17 protein-coding genes, 1 other RNA gene and 1 pseudogene are annotated in these 18,440 nt (G+C 38.2%); 6 read left to right on the top strand and 13 right to left on the bottom strand.

Annotated elements, in window-relative coordinates:
* Positions 1 to 65: 65 nt before the first annotated feature.
* Positions 66 to 542 carry a DUF4362 domain-containing protein gene (locus tag AC3WVZ_RS24465; RefSeq protein WP_063219970.1) on the top strand — a complete coding sequence of 159 codons (477 nt, stop codon included), beginning with the start codon at positions 66 to 68 and terminating at the stop codon, positions 540 to 542.
* A gap of 48 nt (positions 543 to 590) precedes the next feature.
* Here the strand turns inward: AC3WVZ_RS24465 and psiE are convergent, their stop codons facing one another.
* Both psiE and AC3WVZ_RS24475 read right to left on the bottom strand, forming a co-directional pair.
* Positions 591 to 995 (bottom strand): phosphate-starvation-inducible protein PsiE, encoded by a 405-nt coding sequence (psiE, locus tag AC3WVZ_RS24470; RefSeq protein ID WP_000834704.1) that lies wholly within the window; start codon positions 993 to 995, stop codon positions 591 to 593.
* 49 nt (positions 996 to 1,044) lie between these two features.
* Complete coding sequence (locus tag AC3WVZ_RS24475) at positions 1,045 to 2,004, bottom strand: nuclease-related domain-containing protein (protein ID WP_063219971.1); 960 nt, start codon at positions 2,002 to 2,004, stop codon at positions 1,045 to 1,047.
* A gap of 442 nt (positions 2,005 to 2,446) precedes the next feature.
* On the opposite strand from AC3WVZ_RS24475, the gene AC3WVZ_RS24480 reads away from it, so the two are divergent.
* Together AC3WVZ_RS24480 and AC3WVZ_RS24485 are read left to right on the top strand one after the other, a co-directional pair.
* A complete protein-coding gene (locus tag AC3WVZ_RS24480; RefSeq protein ID WP_233935531.1) occupies positions 2,447 to 3,400 on the top strand; it encodes a DUF4822 domain-containing protein in 954 nt (317 codons plus the stop codon).
* Positions 3,401 to 3,465: 65 nt separating this feature from the next.
* Positions 3,466 to 4,173, top strand: coding sequence for an IS6 family transposase (locus tag AC3WVZ_RS24485; RefSeq protein WP_100910607.1), 708 nt, complete (start codon positions 3,466 to 3,468; stop codon positions 4,171 to 4,173).
* A 185-nt stretch (positions 4,174 to 4,358) separates the two neighbouring features.
* Here the strand turns inward: AC3WVZ_RS24485 and ssrA are convergent.
* Both ssrA and smpB read right to left on the bottom strand, forming a co-directional pair.
* Positions 4,359 to 4,713: a transfer-messenger RNA gene (gene ssrA / locus AC3WVZ_RS24490) on the bottom strand.
* Between the two features lie 126 nt (positions 4,714 to 4,839).
* A complete protein-coding gene (gene smpB, locus AC3WVZ_RS24495; RefSeq protein ID WP_001123919.1) occupies positions 4,840 to 5,307 on the bottom strand; it encodes an SsrA-binding protein in 468 nt (155 codons plus the stop codon).
* Between the two features lie 75 nt (positions 5,308 to 5,382).
* Between smpB and AC3WVZ_RS24500 the strand changes: the two genes are divergently transcribed.
* Positions 5,383 to 5,721, top strand: a complete 339-nt coding sequence (locus AC3WVZ_RS24500) for a hypothetical protein (protein ID WP_233935532.1) — start codon at positions 5,383 to 5,385, stop codon at positions 5,719 to 5,721.
* Between the two features lie 80 nt (positions 5,722 to 5,801).
* Here AC3WVZ_RS24500 and rnr read toward each other — a convergent pair whose 3' ends face one another.
* From rnr to AC3WVZ_RS24525, 5 genes are all read right to left on the bottom strand, one after another.
* Positions 5,802 to 8,234 carry a ribonuclease R gene (gene rnr / locus AC3WVZ_RS24505; RefSeq protein WP_233935533.1) on the bottom strand — a complete coding sequence of 811 codons (2,433 nt, stop codon included), beginning with the start codon at positions 8,232 to 8,234 and terminating at the stop codon, positions 5,802 to 5,804.
* Between the two features lie 142 nt (positions 8,235 to 8,376).
* Complete coding sequence (gene estA, locus AC3WVZ_RS24510) at positions 8,377 to 9,117, bottom strand: carboxylesterase (protein WP_000761986.1); 741 nt, start codon at positions 9,115 to 9,117, stop codon at positions 8,377 to 8,379.
* 162 nt (positions 9,118 to 9,279) lie between these two features.
* Positions 9,280 to 9,513, bottom strand: a complete 234-nt coding sequence (secG, locus tag AC3WVZ_RS24515) for a preprotein translocase subunit SecG (RefSeq protein WP_000557262.1) — start codon at positions 9,511 to 9,513, stop codon at positions 9,280 to 9,282.
* 94 nt (positions 9,514 to 9,607) lie between these two features.
* Complete coding sequence (locus AC3WVZ_RS24520; protein ID WP_000078309.1) at positions 9,608 to 10,300, bottom strand: LrgB family protein; 693 nt, start codon at positions 10,298 to 10,300, stop codon at positions 9,608 to 9,610.
* A complete protein-coding gene (locus AC3WVZ_RS24525) occupies positions 10,297 to 10,665 on the bottom strand; it encodes a CidA/LrgA family holin-like protein (RefSeq protein ID WP_000673222.1) in 369 nt (122 codons plus the stop codon). Before AC3WVZ_RS24525 ends, AC3WVZ_RS24520 begins: the two co-directional genes overlap by 4 nt.
* Positions 10,666 to 11,017: 352 nt before the next feature.
* Here AC3WVZ_RS24525 and AC3WVZ_RS24530 point away from each other — a divergent pair, with 352 nt between their 5' ends.
* Both AC3WVZ_RS24530 and AC3WVZ_RS24535 read left to right on the top strand, forming a co-directional pair.
* A complete protein-coding gene (locus AC3WVZ_RS24530) occupies positions 11,018 to 11,968 on the top strand; it encodes a nucleoside hydrolase (protein WP_227078063.1) in 951 nt (316 codons plus the stop codon).
* 134 nt (positions 11,969 to 12,102) lie between these two features.
* A pseudogene (locus tag AC3WVZ_RS24535) lies at positions 12,103 to 13,472 on the top strand (IS1182-like element ISBth7 family transposase); the annotation flags it as partial.
* A gap of 135 nt (positions 13,473 to 13,607) precedes the next feature.
* Here AC3WVZ_RS24535 and eno read toward each other — a convergent pair.
* The 4 genes from eno to AC3WVZ_RS24555 are packed head-to-tail and all read right to left on the bottom strand — an operon-like array spanning position 13,608 to position 18,432.
* Complete coding sequence (gene eno / locus AC3WVZ_RS24540; protein ID WP_017657033.1) at positions 13,608 to 14,903, bottom strand: phosphopyruvate hydratase; 1,296 nt, start codon at positions 14,901 to 14,903, stop codon at positions 13,608 to 13,610.
* A gap of 30 nt (positions 14,904 to 14,933) precedes the next feature.
* Positions 14,934 to 16,463 carry a 2,3-bisphosphoglycerate-independent phosphoglycerate mutase gene (gene gpmI / locus AC3WVZ_RS24545; protein WP_233935534.1) on the bottom strand — a complete coding sequence of 510 codons (1,530 nt, stop codon included), beginning with the start codon at positions 16,461 to 16,463 and terminating at the stop codon, positions 14,934 to 14,936.
* Positions 16,460 to 17,215, bottom strand: a complete 756-nt coding sequence (gene tpiA / locus AC3WVZ_RS24550) for a triose-phosphate isomerase (protein WP_001231038.1) — start codon at positions 17,213 to 17,215, stop codon at positions 16,460 to 16,462. Before tpiA ends, gpmI begins: the two co-directional genes overlap by 4 nt.
* Before the next feature lie 32 nt (positions 17,216 to 17,247).
* Positions 17,248 to 18,432, bottom strand: coding sequence for a phosphoglycerate kinase (locus AC3WVZ_RS24555; protein ID WP_001036350.1), 1,185 nt, complete (start codon positions 18,430 to 18,432; stop codon positions 17,248 to 17,250).
* Positions 18,433 to 18,440: the final 8 nt, after the last annotated feature.

The raw sequence follows: 18,440 nt of genomic DNA on the forward strand, positions 1-18,440 counted from the left end.
AAAATCTCAGTAAGATAAAATTATAAATATATCATCGTTAAAAATTAAGAAAGGGAGATGAACCTATGAGAATACAATATAGAAAGTATGCATTACCTTTAATCTCGTTAGTCTTATTTACTCTTATTGGTTGTACTAATAATGAGCAAAAAAACGATAAAAACGAGACATATGCTTTTGAGGTTTCCAAAAAACGTGGTGATATTATTGAGAAAAACAATGAAGTTTATAACATAGAAAAATTAGATACTTTCGTAAAAAACTATAATTCAAATAAAGACGATTCCGTTAGAATTACTAAATTTAATACCAAGGACGAGCCAGTTATTATTGATTTAACTGTAAAAAAAGAAAAGGAGTCTACCTCCGTCTATTATGATGTTGACTATACAAAAACAAATGAGAAACATAGTGAAAATCAAGAGATTCAATATTCGAACAATACATGCCAAAAAATCACAAAAGATATTGAAGACAACAAAGTAACTTATAAATTAGAATGTCCTGACACTATTCATTTGATTACAGCCCCCCAATTATAGGATGGATAATTGCAAATAAAAAAGTAGTGCAAACTTATGTCTGCACTACTACTCTTTTCTCAAATCTCTCATATTCGATATGTATAAAGCAATAACTAAAACAAGAATTGCTCCTGCGTATAATAACGTCTCCATCGGTTCCTCATGAGACACAATAATTAATCGAATTAAGGCCGTAATTCCGATATAAATAAAATAACGTAACGGGAAATGATAGTTCGATTTAAAATACTTAATAATTAATGCAATGAACTCGAAGTATAAGAAATAGACGATGATACTTTCAACCAATTTATATGACGTATACTTCTTCGCTGAAAATATGTATTGAATAAAAGTAATCGTCTCATTAATTAAAAAGATAGATAAGACAATGGATAATATAATTAGCGCTATATTTAATATCCACTGTAAAACACTCGCGATAAAATGATCAATATTGAATGATTTCATTTTCTCATTAAACTCCCCTTCGTATAAGTACATATTTATTATAGCAAAATTATAATTGAAGGTGAGTTAAATCATATTTTCGTCCTTTATTAGTGCCGGTGTGTGGGATGTTCATTGTTTTGAGGAGTCTATGAACTGTTGCACTCGATTGAACGTGGAGAAATTCCTTTAACTGCATATTTGTACAAGTCCTACTAATAAGAAGTACATAATCATGTATCGCATCCTCATGTGCTACCTTAGAGATAGCTTTACAATTTGAACAATACCACCCTTTTTTGATTTTCAACATCGGCATTATAGAACAGACCTCACATCGTACGCCGTTTAACAATTCCCCTTTTTTGATTTTAAATTGTTCGAGGATATTTTGCTGTAATGGAGTATGATTCCTTACTATTTGACAAATAAGATCGTCTACATTTTTTATAGTTTTTTTCTTATATTTGCTCTCAAACCATTTTATTTTATGAGGTAAATTTGCACTGTGTATAATTTTATTGGGGAGATTATCGTCTGAAGATTTAATAATAGTTCGTGGATTACTAATAACAACGAGTGATTCAATCGGAAAACGAGAAAACCCATTTAACCTTAACCATTTTCTAAACTGTTCCTCTTGTCTTTTCACTTGTAAAATTGGATTTGGAAACCCTTCTGGATTCCCCTCTGATATTCTAATAAGCTGGTTAAACTTTGAATCAAATAGTAACGTACCTGCTATATTTTTTATTTCGAGGAAAAGAAGAAAATATGCTGAAATGATAATCGTATCAATTTGAAAATGGTGATTTTGATCAGACAACCTTATATCGTGCAAAATACTATATGTTTCTTCTGGCAAAAAACTTAATGGATAATTGATAGCTTGTTCACCTTTGTAACCCGCTTTATGCTTCGCTAAACTTTCTGCAACCATATCCCGTTTCGGATGGTGAGCAGGTAATCTTCTAGATAACGCTTCTAATTGTCGTAAATACATCGGCATTTGTCGTTCTTTCACAATCATTTTTAGCCCTCCTCAAAATATATCAACGATTTTTCAAATATATCTATCATAACTCACAATATATCAACGATTTTTTCAATATATCAACGATTCGACATAGAATATCGACTTACCGACAAAAACCGACACAACATACACCCATAAAATCCTATACACAGTATAGCATCACATCTAAAATCGCACTGTAAGCATAATATGAATCCGCCCATTTAATTACGTCGTTTTCAAAATGAGAAATTTACATTCACCCCATGTAAAAGACCTTTTATAAATATGAACAAATTTTAGGAATTAGTTTATCTTTTTTTAATGTTTTATTTAGAGGCAGTTTATAGTCGGGTATTAACATAAGAAACGTAGCAACTAAGTTCATATATGACGCACTGCTACTATAATCGCTAACCGTACTACTTGAAATCATAAAATAAGGAGACGATAAAACATGAACAAAAAAGCAAAAGCACTATCATCCGTACTGCTCGGATTCACATTAGCATTAACAGGGTGTGCTGGTACTAAAGCTGAAGAAAATCATGGGAAACAAAAACAAGAACAAGTTGCTAAAGAAACAAAAAAGGAAAATAAATTAACTAAAGGGCAAAAAATGGCTAATATTCTTAGCGAGACAAATTGGCAAGGTACACGAGTGTATGACAAAGATAAGAATGACTTAACAAAAGAGAATGCAAACTTCATTGGTCTTGCAAAATATGATGCGAAGTCAGGCAGATATGAATTTTTTGATGCTAAAACAGGTGCAAGTCGTGGCGATAAAGGCACTTTCTTTGTCACAAATGATGGGAAGAAGAGAATATTAATTTCAGAATCAATGAAGTATCAAGCTGTCGTTGACATGACAAAACTAAATAAAAATGTATTTACTTATAAACGAATGGGTAAAGACGCTAACGGTAAAGATGTAGAAGTTTTCGTTGAACATGTCCCATATAAAGAAAAAGAACTTTCTTTCACTGATCCGGACAAGCAGCTGAACACGACTACAGGAGATATTGTTAAAAACGTTGATGGAGATAAAATTTTAGGCGGTACCCTTTGGCACGGAACAAAAGTAGTAGATGAAGCTGGTAATGATGTAACACAGTTTAATTCGAATTTTATAAGTCTAGCAAAATTCGATGACAAGTCTAATAAATATGAGTTCTTCAATAGCGAAACAGGTCAAAGCCGTGGTGACTATGGCTACTTCGATGTTGTACACGAAAATAAAATAAGAGCCCATGTTTCAATTGGAAATAACAAATACGGTGCAGCTCTTGAACTTACTGAACTAAATAAGAATAAATTTACGTATAAAAGAACTGGTAAAGACCAAGCTGGTAAGGATATAACTATATTCGTTGAACATGAAGGTTCTGGTGCAAAAAAAGCGAAATGATTTGAAAATGCTCTTTCAAACTTGGCAATACTGGTGCTATTACTAAAAAAAGGTGTGTGATCAGTATGGAAAAAGAAAATATATTCAAATGGAAACAGTATCAGCCTGATATCATTGTATTAACCGTACGTTGGTACCTGCGGTACAACTTAAGTCTTCGTGATTTAGTGGAAATGATGGAGGAAAGAGGATTATTCTTAGTACATACAACAATTATGCGATGGGTGCATCAATATGGACCAGAATTAAATGAGCGTATTCGAAAACATTTGAAACCAACCAATGATTCTTGGCGTGTGGATGAAACATACATCAAAATCAAAGGAGAGAAAATGTACTTATATCGCGCGATTGATTCTGAAGGAAACACGATTGATTTTTATTTAAGTCGTAAAAGAGATGCGAAGGCTGCCAAACGTTTTCTAAAGAAAGCCTTGGCTTCTGTTCATGCCACAAAACCTCGTTCGATAACTGCTGATGGCGATAAAGCCTATCCTGTTGCAGTACGTGAACTAAAGGAAGAAAAGTGTATACCACACGGTATACCACTTCGTGTAAAAAAATACTTAAACAATATCATTGAGCAAGATCATCGGTTTATCAAAAAACGGATTCGGAATATGCTAGGATTGAAATCATTCCCTACAGCTATAAAAATGATTACTGGAATAGAAGCTATGCATATGATCAAAAAAGGACAAACTCTCCAAGGGGAGAAGTCTGTCCAAAAGCAGATATATCTTATCAATGAACTCTTTGGTTTAACAGCATAAAGTTCCATTCCGTTAGGAATCTTCTATTCTTTTTTCACATTCCACTATTGTTGCACCAGAACCGGGATATCGTCCCATCAACTTCAGCATTCTATAAAACCACAAACAAAAAGAACCATAACCTTGCCAACCTGGCAAAGTTATGGTTCATATCATACAAAATAAAAAAACCACCAAATATGTATTGGTGGAGACGGTGGGAGTCGAACCCACGTCCAAAAATATCGGCACTTAAGCTTCTACGAGTGTAGTCGATATATTAGCATTTCGCGAACTCTTCGGCCTATCGACAGGCTTCCAAGTTGCTAGTCTGGTTGTTCTCTTCCTTTGTCCTCAGACGGCGAACTCCGGCGTAGTCCACTTAGTTTGAGTCCCTTACCCTACCACATGGACGATGGAGGGAGGAACCTTTAGTGCAATTAAGCAGCTAAAGAAAGATTGTTTTGTTTGCCAATTATAGGCTTTGACGTTTTAACGAGGCCGATCCCCTCGACTCGCAACCTAAGCTCGAACTACCCCTGTCGAATCCGTAACGTCCCCATGATAAAAATGGAGCATACGAAGAAAATATCGTGATAGCTACTAAGAGCTGTTTTTCAATGTGCAACAACCTTACATAAGTTATTATAACATACGCGCTCCATTTTACAAATGTAAATATCTGTATTACATCTTTTGGCGATCACGGAACGCGCGTGCAATTTCACGTTTAGCTTCTTTCTCTTTTAAATCGTGACGTTTATCGTATTGCTTCTTACCTTTTGCTAAACCAAGTGCCATCTTTGCAAATCCATTTTTCAAATAAATTCTAAGTGGAACTAATGCGTAACCTGTTTCTTTCGCAGCGCCCGCTAGTTTATCAATTTCTTTTTTATGCAGAAGTAATTTTCTCGTACGAAGTGGATCATGGTTGAAACGATTCCCTTGTTCGTACGTATTAATGTGCATATTATGAACCCATACTTCACCATTATGTACACGTGCAAACGCATCTTTCAAGTTTACGCGTCCAGCGCGAATCGACTTAATTTCCGTTCCTTGAAGGACAAGCCCTGCTTCGTATGTTTCTTCGATGAAATAATCATGAAATGCTTTTTTGTTCTGTGCAATAACCTTACCTGTACCCTTTGGCATATAACGTCCCTCCTCTATTTTTACTATTGTAACAAATGTTAATAAAAAGCGAAAGTGGCTCGCTCAGAATGTGAGATGGATGGAGCTTCTGACCTTGAGGCGCTCTTTGCCTCTCGGGAAGAAGTGAAGCCGCCGAACATTCTAGCCACTGTAGCTGGATTCCATCAAAAAGCGAAAGTGGCTCGCTCAGAATGTGAGATGGATGGAGCTTCTGACCTTGAGGCGCTCTTTGCCTCTCGGGAAGAAGTGAAGCCGCCGAACATTCTAGCCACTGTAGCTGGATTCCATCAAAAAGCGAAAGTGGCTCGCTCAGAATGTGAGATGGATGGAGCTTCTGACCTTGAGGCGCTCTTTGCCTCTCGGGAAGAAGCGAAGCCGCCGAACATTCTAGCCACTGTAGCTGGATTCCATTAAAAGCGAAAGTGGCTCGCTCTCAAGCCACGAAGAAAAAAGAAAACGGCCCCGCTTTTCATCAAAGCGAAGCCACTCTTTTCTTACTTACGCTTTTTCTTTTTCTTCTTGAATCCTGGTACGTTTTCGAAGAATGCTTTTTTCTTCTTACCGTTACCATCTTTTTTTCCCGGCTGGCTAGCAGAAGCGGATGCAGATGCAGATCCTCTTCCTCTTCCTTTTCCTTTACCACCACGGTCAAATTTTCTACCTGTGCCACGTTCACCGCCGCGCTCATTACTGCGCTCGCTACGTCCACCGCGTTTCTTTCTGCCTGTTCTTGGCTGCTCGATAACGACTGGACGATCTTTAAACTTACGGCGAGGTGTGCCTTTCATGCCAACGATTTCAAAGTCGATTGCACGCTCGTCTTTGTTTACGTTAATAACGCGAATTGTAATTTCGTCACCGATGCGGAATACGTTTCCTGTACGTTCTCCGATCATAGCGAAATGTTGCTCGTCATAACGGTAGTAATCATCCGTTAAATAACTAACGTGTACAAGACCTTCAATTGTATTTGGAAGCTCTACGAATAAACCGAAGTTTGTTACAGAGCTAATCATACCGTCATACTCTTCACCGATCTTATCAACCATATACTCTGCTTTTTTCATCTCATCTGTTTCACGCTCTGCTTCAACAGCACGACGTTCCATATTAGAAGAATGCTCTGCAATCTCAGGTAATTTTTCACGCCATTTTGCTTGCGTTTCGTTGTCGACTTTACCGTTAATAATGTATTCACGAATTAATCTATGAACGATTGTATCTGGGTAACGACGAATTGGTGATGTGAAGTGTGTGTAGAACTCAGTTGATAAACCGAAATGTCCTAAACTATCCGCATCGTAACGAGCTTGCTTCATAGAACGAAGCATAACTGTTGAAATAACTACTTCTTCTGGCTGTCCTTGAACCATTTCAAGAATTTGTTGTAGCGCGCGAGGATGCACTTCATTCGCACGTCCTTTTACTGCATATCCGAAGTTCGTTACAAACTCGAAGAAACGCTCAAGCTTATCTTCTTTCGGATCTTCATGGACACGGTACATGAATGGTACGTTCATCCAGTGGAAGTGCTCTGCTACTGTTTCATTCGCAACAAGCATAAATTCTTCAATTAACTTCTCTGATACAGAACGATCGCGCATGACAACGTCTGTCGGTTTTCCTTCTTCATCCACTAATACTTTCGCTTCTTTAAAGTCAAAGTCAATTGCACCACGGCGCATACGTTTTTCACGTAAAATTTGTGCCAATTGACCCATCTCTTTAAACATCGGTACGAGCGGCTCATAACGCTTAATTAACTCTTCGTCCTCATCTTCTAAAATGCTTCTTACGTCAGCATAAGTCATACGCTCTGTTGTTTTAATCACACTTTGGAAAATCTCGTGTTTAACAACATCACCTAAGTTGTTGATTTCCATTTCACAAGATAATGTCAGACGGTCTACTTTCGGATTTAATGAACAAATACCGTTAGATAGACGGTGTGGAATCATCGGAATTACACGGTCAACAAGATACACACTCGTCGCTCTTTCCGCTGCTTCTACATCAATCGGAGAACCTTCTTGAACGTAATGACTTACATCCGCAATGTGAACGCCTAGCTTGTAGTTACCGTTCTCAAGCTTCGTTACTGTAACAGCATCATCTAAATCTTTTGCGTCTGCACCGTCAATCGTTACGATCATTTGGTCACGTAGATCACGGCGATCTTTTAAATCTTCTTCTGAAATCGTTTCTGGTACACTGTTTGCATGTTCCATCACTTCTTCAGGGAACGCTAAAGGCAAGTGATGTTTATGAATGACAGATAAAATATCTACTCCTGGATCATTTTTATGACCTAGAATTTGAATAACTTCACCTTCTGCACTTAAACGATTCTCTGGATAGCTCGTAATTTTCACAACTACTTTATGACCTTCTACAGCGCCCATAGATGCACTTTTCAATACGAAAATGTCACTTGTCCAGCGCTTATTGTCAGGTATAACGAACCCAAAGTTTTTCGATTCTGTATATGTACCAACTAACTCTTTCGTTCCGCGTTCTAAAATGCGTACAATTGAACCTTCTTGACGCGAACCACTCGATTGGGAACTAAGGCGTGCTAATACTGTATCGCCATGAAGCGCACCGTTTAATTCTGTAGGCGGTATGAAAAGGTCATCGTCTCCCGTTTTCTTCTCATCTGGTACAACGAATGCAAAACCACGTGCATGTCCAATTAACTTACCGCGTATTAAATTCATCTTTTCAGGAAGACCGTAACGGTTGCTACGAGTACGAATAACAAGTCCCTTCTCTTCCATCGTTACAAGTGCCTTTACGAAATCTTTAAAGCCCTCAGAACCTTCAATTCCAAATGCCTCTTCTAACTCTTGTATCGTTAGCGGTTTATACGCTTCTTCTCTCATAAATAATAACAACTTATCAATATGTTCTTGTATGATTTCTTCCAAGCAAAAATACCTCCTTTAAAACCTTATATTATTTAGTGTATCCGAAAGATAGGGGATGTATAAAGTGAAACTTCAATACTCCCCTTATGATTTTTACAGTTTTCACAAAAAATTCCTTATGAAAAAAAGAGGCAACTAGATCTTACCAATCTAGTTGCTCCAAGAAGTTATATACATCCTCATGTAGCTCGTCACGTTGTTTATCAAGTGTAATGACATGCGTAGAGTCTTCGTACCATTTAATGTCTTTTAACGTAGATTCTACACCGTTATAAATAATGTTAGCACTATCTGTATTAATCATTTCGTCATGACGTGCTTGTACAACAAATGTTGGCGCATAAATCATATCCACATTGTTACGTACGTCAGCAATTAATTGTTGTAATGCTTTTAATGTATTCATCGGTGTCTTTTGGAATTCCAACATTTCTTGTTCAATTTGTTCTGGTGATTTTTGCTCACGTTTTTTATATTCGCGGGCATATGCCAATATACCTTGGTACATCGTTTCTTCGCTCTTAATATACATCGGTGCACACATTGGTACTACACCTAAAACCGGTACTGTATAACCCAATTTTAAAGAAAATACGCCGCCAAGTGACAATCCAACAACAGCAATTTTCTCAAAACCTTTATCTTTTAAAAGCTGATATGCCTCCGTTACATCTTGCCACCAATCTGTAGGACCTGTATGAACAAGCTCTTCTGGTGGTACACCGTGCCCTTTATAAATTGGCGCATGACAAGTGTAGCCTTTCTTTTCTAAGAAACGCCCTAACATACGTACATCAGCTGAGTTCCCTGTGAATCCATGTAGTAATAAAACAGCGCGGTCTCCACCCTCAAATGTAAATGGTTTCGGAGATGCTAATTTCATCATGTACTTCTCCTCTTTCTCTTCTGTAATCTAGTCGTATTCTTTCTATATCTTAGTGTACCATATTTATATTTCTATAATCTAATTAGAAACATCTTTCAAATGGCAAAACAAAAAAAGAAGAACCATTAGTACATTTTACTAACGCTTCTTCTTTCAATTCTATAAGTTCAAGTACGTAACACCAATTGTTAATGCGAAGAACAATACAGCTAAAACAATTGTAATGCGGTTTAATACCGCTTCAATCCCACGTGCTTTTTGCTTACCAAATAATTGCTCTGCACCGCCTGAAATTGCACCTGAAAGGCCTGAGCTATTACTAGACTGCATAAGTACCATAACAATCATTAAAATCGATACAATAATAAGTAAAACTGATAATAACGTATGCACTTGGCGTACCTCCTACAAAGATTCAGTTATTGTAACTGTAGCATAAATTCTATAGAAAAGCGAGAGCTATAGAGGCGCTCTCGCTTTTCTTCTATTACATAAACATCATCGCAAATAACGGTCCAAGTAAACATGTCAAAATTGCTGTTAATGTCATTGTTACCGATCCAATAACACCTTCATGTTCGTTATTTTTCATCGCTCTCATAACACCCATAATATGAGAAGCACATCCAAATCCGATACCTTTACCAACTGAGTTTGTAACACGACTCCATTTTAATAAAAGGGGTCCTGTAATCGTTCCAGTAATACCTGCAATAACAACGAAAGCTGCTGTTAAGGAAGGTACACCACCGACTTGCTCTGAAACACTCATCGCAACTGGCATTGTCACCGATTTTGGTAAAGACGATAAGATTAAGCTTTTATCCGTTCCCATAAGTGAAGCAATCGCAAAATCACTAGCGATTGCAACTGTTGTACCTACCAATACGCCACCAGCAATCGGTACAACATATTTTTGCAGAACATGACGTTGTTTATAAAGAGGAATTGCAAATGCTACAACACCGGGTCCAAGTAGCTTTGCAATCCAGCCACCACCACTTTCCATATAATGTTGATATGGTATATCAAGCACGATAAATAGGAAAGCCATTAATCCAGTTGCTACAAGCATTGGAATGGTGAATGGTGTTGGAAATAATTTATAGATTTTTTTAGATAATTGATATAATAGCACCGTAAAAAGAACCCAACCGACTCCGATTAATATTTGGCTCATCGCGACTCTCTTTCCTTCCTATTCGCAAGATATTGTCCTGTATGTCCTGCGACAATAATAATTAAAAATGTACTCGCTACAACTGTAATGAAAAGAGAAATTCCTTTACTCATAAAAAAAGCACCGTAATTCATTAGGCCAAGCGTTGGCGGAATTAATAAAAACGGCATAATAGCAACGAGTGTTTCTGCTCCTAAATCGAACCATTTCACTGGAAGAACTTTTAGGCTAAGTAAAACAAGTAAGAGGAACATTCCAATCAAACTTCCTGGAATCGGAATATTTAACATTTCTTGCACCCAAGTTCCAACCATATAAAACACGTAAAGAGCAGCAATTTGGACAAGAATCTTTGTAAATTTCATGTTCATCATCCCTCATGTTTATACGATCTTCTGTTAATATCTTTATCATAGTATAAATTGTAAAAAGCTGCAATTTATCAACTTGACAGCAAAAACAGCCTATGTTATACGCTTACAACCTTGATACGACTGCATTTCTAAACGAAAATTACGTCAAAAACCTTGACCTAATATAAAAAGTTTTTATTTTCTGAATTTAGAAGACTATTATTTCAATAAAATAATCTTTTTATTCTTAAACTTACATATATATAAAGTGAAACTTTAATCAATGAGATTCCCCTCATCCTTATTGATTATTAGCCCTCACCAAGCTGGTTTGTACGGGATAAACAAGATAGGTGGTGAACATATGCCCAAAAAAGTTCTCATTTTTTGTGATCCTGGGATTGATGATACGATGGCTCTCCTCTTAGCATTCTTTATCGATGAAATAGAAATCGTCGGTATCGTTGCTGATTACGGCAATGTTCCAAAAAAAATGGCCGTAGAAAATGCTCATTTTTTTAATAACGAAACAAAGAATAGAAATATCAAGATATTCGGTGGTTCAGAACGTCCCCTTACTGGTGCCCCACCTGCGTTTTTTACGGATGTACATGGAAAACAGGGGCTCGGTCCAATTATTCCAAAGGTGAATGTGACTAACGGAGAAATGGAGAATTTTTTTGAAGTTATTCCTCTTATTGAACAGTATAAGGATGAATTAATTATTGTGAGTTTAGGAAGACTTACCTCCCTAGCAATTTTGTTTATCATGTGCAAACAGTTGATGAAACAAATTAAATCTTACTACGTAATGGGCGGTGCCTTTTTACATCCTGGTAATGTTACCCCTATTTCCGAAGCAAACTTTTATGGCGATCCTACTGCCGCTAATATAGTCCTTCAATCCGCAGTTAACATGTACATATACCCATTAAACGTCACTCAATACTCCATCATTACACCAGAAATGGCAGAATACATTGAGGCAAAAGGAAAAGCTCCACTTGTCAAACCGTTATTTGATCATTATTACTACGGATATTATAAAGACACCCTACCACATTTAAAGGGGAGCCCCTTCCATGACACAATACCAATACTCGCTTTACTTGATAACTCTATGTTTACCTATCACAAATCACCTATCGTTGTCATGACAGAATCTTATGCACAGGGGGCAAGCATTGGAGAATTTCGCTCTTTAGGAGAATCTAAACCATTTATTGATTGGCCGAGTCATCAAATAGCAATTGATTTTGATTATAACCGCTTCTTCAAACATTTCATGTCACTTATGACGGGTGAACAATTTTAGCATAAAAAAACAGACCGTGATTTCTCACGGTCTGTCCAGGCTGTGGAGAAAGTCTTCTCCACAGCCTGTTTTTGTGTCTGAACCTCTTTTTATGTGTCAACACTGATAAAAAAGAGGAAAAGGAGAGATTTTTTATGATGGGTGCTTTAAAAAATCATCGTGATGAGCGTGTATCTGTTTCTGTAGAAGAGTTGGTTCCACAAGATCATTTCCTTCGTGCAATTGAAGCGACAATTAGTTTTGATTTTATTGAAGAGAAGTTACGCCCTTATTACTGTGAAAACAATGGACGCCCGTCCATTCATCCTATTGTTTTATTTAAGATGATGTTTATTGGATATTTTTACGGTATTCGTTCTGAGCGTCAATTGGAAAAGGAAATTAAAACGAATATTGCCTACCGTTGGTTTTTAGGGTTTTCTCTATCGGATACTATTCCGGATCACTCTACAATCAGTTGGAATCGTCGTACTCGTTTTATTCATACAAATATTTTCGAAGAAATTTTTGATGAGATTGTGAGACAAGCGACGGAGCACCGGATGGTAGGAGGACGTGCACTGATGACAGATTCTACACATATTAAGGCCAATGCCAATAAAAATAAATTTGTACATAAATATAAAAAAGAAAAAGCAAAGTTTTATATAGACGAGCTAGAAGCTGCGGTAATCGAAGATCGTGAGGTACATGGAAAAAAGAATTAAAACCTAGAAAGGAAAGTGATACCCCTACCAAAAAAACTCGTATAAGTACAACGGATCCAGATAGTGGATTTTTAATGAGAGATGGAAAACCAAATGGTTTTCATTTCTTGGATCATCGTACGACTGATGCGAAGTACAATATTATTACAGATACCTATGTAACGGCTGGAAATATGGCAGATTCCGAGCCGTATTTAGCACGCCTCCAAGCTCAGATTGATAAATTCGACTTCAAAGTAGAAGCTGTTGCCCTTGATGCTGGCTATTTTACAGGATATATCTGTAAGAAACTATCAGAACGGAATATATTTATGGTGATGGGGTATCGCCGATTTGGAAAACGGAATAAAGAAGTACCGAAAAGCCAATTTAAATATGTAGAAGAAATGAATGTTTTCGCTTGTCCGATGGGATGTATTCTAGAATATGTAACAACTGATCGTGAAGGATACCGTCAATACAAATCGAATCCAGAAGACTGCGCTGTTTGTCCGTTACGTGAGGTGTGCTTTTCAAAGAAACAAAAACAAAAAGTTATCACTCATCATGTGTGGGAGAAATATAAGGATATTGCTAGAAAAAACAAGCTAACAGCTACAGGGAAAAGGTTGTATAAAGTACGCTGTTCCACTATAGAGCGAAGCTTTGCAGACGCCAAAGAACTACATGGCTACCGCTATGCCCGGTTTCGAGGGCTGAAGTCTGTCCAAATGCAAGCTTATCTCACCGCAGCTTGTCAAAACATGAAAAAAATAGCCCTCCACCTGACCAAAAAGGGTCAGGTGGAGGGCTATTTTTTAAAATTCTATTATTTTATGTTGTTTTTATTCGCTAAAATCAAAAAAGATTCCAGAGTGTTGGGAACCCTAAAGGGTTTCCCAACACTCTGAACAGACCGTGATTTCTCACGGTCTGTCGTTTATTTTCTACAATTATCGTTTGATGTTATAGAAAGATTTGATACCATCGTAAACAGCTACTTCGCCTAGCTCGTCTTCGATGCGTAATAATTGGTTGTACTTAGCAATACGGTCAGTACGGCTCATAGAACCAGTTTTGATTTGGCCAGCGTTAGTTGCAACTGCGATGTCAGCGATTGTAGCATCTTCAGTTTCACCAGAACGGTGAGATACAACTGCTGTGTAACCAGCACGTTTAGCCATTTCGATAGCTTCGAAAGTCTCAGTTAAAGTACCGATTTGGTTAACTTTAATTAAGATTGAGTTAGAGATACCTTTTTCGATACCTTCAGCAAGTTTTTGAGTGTTAGTTACGAATAAATCGTCACCAACTAATTGTACTTTATCACCGATACGCTCAGTTAATAATTTGTGACCATCCCAGTCGTTTTCGTCTAAACCATCTTCGATAGAGATGATTGGGAAGTCTTTGCAAAGCTCTTCATAGAAATCAACCATTTCTGCAGAAGTTAAGCCAGTACGGCCTTCGCCTGCAAGGTCATATTTACCAGTTTCTTTGTTGTAGAACTCAGAAGAAGCAACGTCCATTCCTAAGAATACGTTCTCGCCAGCTTTGTAACCAGCTTTTTCGATAGCTTCGATGATTACTTCTAGAGCTTCACGGTTAGAACCAAGGTTTGGAGCGAATCCACCTTCGTCACCTACTGCAGTGTTAAGACCTTTGTCATGTAATACAGCTTTAAGTGCATGGAATACTTCAGCACCCATACGGATTGATTCTTTGAATGTTGGAGCACCAACTGGTAAGATCATGAACTCTTGGAAGTCAACGTTGTTATCAGCGTGAGAACCACCGTTGATGATGTTCATCATTGGAGTTGGTAATTGTTTTGCATTGAATCCACCAAGGTAACGGTATAATGGAAGACCTACGAAGTCAGCTGCTGCGTGAGCTACTGCCATAGATACACCAAGGATAGCGTTAGCGCCTAGTTTACCTTTGTTTGGAGTGCCATCTAATTCGATCATAGCACGGTCGATACCAGCTTGGTCAGTTACATCGAAACCTTCGATTTCTGGAGCGATAATTTCGTTAACGTTGTTTACTGCGTTAATAACACCTTTACCAAGGTAACGAGATTTGTCACCGTCACGTAATTCTACTGCTTCGTGTTCACCAGTAGATGCACCACTTGGTACGATAGCGCGTCCGAAAGCGCCGCTTTCTGTATAAACTTCTACTTCTACAGTTGGGTTACCACGAGAGTCAAGGACTTCGCGAGCATAAACATCAATAATTGTTGGCATAATAAATTCTCTCCTTTTTATATAAGCAAATTATTTAATAATTGTTTTACCTGTCATTTCTTTCGGTTGTTCCACATTTAAAAGTGTAAGCATTGTTGGAGCGATATCACCTAAGATACCATCTTCACGTAATTCTACGTCGTTCTTAGTAACGATGAAAGGAACCGGGTTAGTTGTATGAGCTGTCATTGGCTCTCCTTCAGAAGTTAATTCTTCATCCGCATTACCATGGTCAGCAGTAATAAGTGCTACACCATCTTTTGCAAGAATCGCTTCTACAACTTTTCCTAAACATTCGTCAGTTGCTTCTACTGCTTTAATTGTTGGTTCCATCATCCCAGAATGGCCAACCATATCACAGTTCGCAAAGTTAAGAATGATAACATCATGTTTATCATTTTCGATTTCATTTACTAAAGCGTCCGTTACTTCGTAAATGCTCATTTCAGGTTTCAAGTCATACGTTGCAACCTTTGGTGAGTTAATTAAGATACGCTCTTCTCCTGGGAATTCAGCCTCACGACCACCGCTAAAGAAGAATGTAACGTGCGGATACTTTTCAGTTTCCGCGATGCGAAGTTGCTTTAATCCCGCTTGCGCAACAACTTCACCTAAAGTGTTATCAAGGTTCATTGGCTTGAATGCCACGTAACCATCTACAGTTTCACTAAAGTGTGTCATACATACGAATTCTGGAATGTGAGTTACTTTTTCACCACGATCGAACTCACGGAAGTCTTCGTTTGTAAATACACGAGCAATTTGAATTGCACGGTCTGGACGGAAGTTATAGAAGATAACTGCATCATCATCATTGATTGTTGCAACTGGCGTGTTATCTTCGTTAACAATTACAGACGGCAATACGAATTCATCATAGATACCGTTCGCATAAGAGTCTTCTACACACTCTTCTGCTGATTTATAAGTAGGGCCTTCACCATTTACCATAGCACGGTAACATTTTTCTACGCGATCCCAACGCTTGTCACGGTCCATGGAGTAATAACGACCAGAGATAGTCGCGAATTGTCCTACTCCTGTTTCTTTAATTACTTCATTTGTTGCATCGATATAGCTTTGTGCTGTTTTTGGTCCAACATCGCGGCCATCTAAGAATGCATGAATGTATACTTTCTCAACGCCTTCTTTAGCTGCTAAGCGAAGAAGAGCAAACATGTGATTCATGTGACTGTGCACACCACCGTCAGAAAGTAAACCGAATAAATGAAGTGCAGTACCTTTTTCTTTTACGCTTTTAATTGCACTTTGGAACGTTTCGTTCTTATCGAACTCACCTTCACGAATTGCAACGTTAACGCGTGTTAAGCTTTGATATACAATGCGGCCAGCACCGATATTTAAGTGACCAACCTCAGAGTTACCCATTTGACCTTCTGGAAGACCTACTGCCTCGCCACAAGCTGTAAGCGTTGTGTGAGGGAATTTATTCCAGTAACCATCAAAATTAGGTTTCTTAGCTTGTGCTACAGCATTCCCGTAAGTTTCTTCACGAAGTCCGAAACCGTCAAGAATGATTAAAGCTGTTGGCTTTCTCATTTTACCGCCCCCAGAAGACCTAAGAACGAAGCTGGCTCTAAGCTAGCACCGCCAACTAAAGCGCCGTCGATGTCAGATTGTGCCATATACTCTTTAATGTTTTCTGGTTTTACGCTACCGCCGTATTGGATACGAACAGCTTCTGCAGCTTCTGGAGAAACAGCTTCTGCAACAACTTTACGGATGTGCGCACATACTTCGTTTGCATCTGCAGAAGAAGAAGATTTACCTGTACCGATAGCCCAGATTGGCTCATAAGCGATAACAGTTGCTTTAACTTGCTCTTCTGTTAAACCTGCAAGTGCTTTTGTCACTTGACCTGCTACTAGATCAAATGTTTTTCCGCTTTCGCGCTCTTCTAAAGTCTCACCACAACATACGATTGGTGTTAAACCATGTTCAAATGCTGCGATAGTCTTTTTGTTTACTGACTCATCTGTTTCAGCAAACATTTCACGACGCTCAGAGTGGCCAAGTACTACATAGCCAACTTTTAAGTCGCTAAGTGCTACTGGGCTAATTTCGCCAGTGAATGCACCATTTTTTTCGAAGTGCATGTTTTGTGCACCTACTTGTAAGTCAGTTCCTTCAGTTGCTGCTACAAGGCGCTCTAAGAATAGAGCTGGAGAGCAAACTACTGCATCAACAGCTGAAGCTGCTGGGATTTGACCTTTAACTTCCTCTACGAAACTAACTGCTTCTGATAGAGTTTTATTCATTTTCCAGTTACCTGCGATAATTGGTTTACGCATGCTTTGCACCGTCCTTTTTCTTTGGCTGCTACTTATTTGTCGTTAAGACAAACTACACCTGGAAGCTCTTTACCTTCCATGAATTCTAATGACGCACCGCCGCCAGTAGAAATGTGGCTCATTTTATCAGCCATACCGAATTTTTCAACAGCTGCTGCAGAGTCACCACCGCCGATAACAGAGTATGTATCTTCTGCATCTGCTAATGCTTGTCCTACTGCTTTTGTACCTTCTGCGAATGGAGTCATTTCGAATACACCCATTGGTCCATTCCATACAACAAGCTTAGAATTTTTAATTACATCTGCATAAATTTCACGTGTTTTAGGACCGATGTCCACGCCTTCCCAGTTAGAAGGGATAGAGTCGATACCAACGATTTTAGTTGTTGCAGTTTCAGAGAATTCCTCAGTGATTACAACATCAACTGGCATGTAGAAGTTTACGCCTTTTTCTTTTGCAAGTTGCATAAATTCTTTAGCTAGTTCGATCTTGTCGTCTTCACATAGAGATAGACCAATTTCATGACCTAAAGCTTTAACGAATGTGTAAGCAAGTCCACCACCGATGATTAAGTTATCTACTTTGTCTAATAGATGACGAATTACACCGATTTTATCTTTTACTTTCGCACCACCGATAATAGCTGTAAATGGACGTTCTGGGTTAGAAAGTGCTTTACCAAGTACATCTAACTCTTTTTCCATTAATAGACCAGATACTGCTGGTAGGTAGTCTGCGATACCTGCTGTAGAAGCGTGAGCACGGTGAGCTGCACCGAATGCATCGTTTACGAAGATGTCAGCAAGTGCTGCAAATTCTTTCGCAAGTTCTGCATCGTTCTTTTCTTCGCCCGCATAGAAACGTACGTTTTCAAGAACTAATACGTCGCCTTCGTTCATTGCTGCAACCATTTCTTGTGCAACTGGTCCGAATGCTTCGTCCGCTTTTTTAACGTCTTTACCAAGAAGCTCACCTAAACGTGCTGCTACTGGAGTTAAACGCATTTCTTCTACTACTTGACCTTTTGGACGGCCTAAGTGACTTGCTAAAATAACTTTCGCACCTTGCTCTACTAAATATTGAATTGTAGGAAGAGCTGCACGGATACGAGTTTCATCTGTAATTTTGCCTTCTTTCATAGGTACGTTGAAATCAACGCGGCAAAATACACGCTTACCTTTTAAATCTACGTCACGAATTGATTTTTTGTTCATTGGATTTC

Source organism: Bacillus sp. CPT56D-587-MTF (assembly GCF_058792335.1).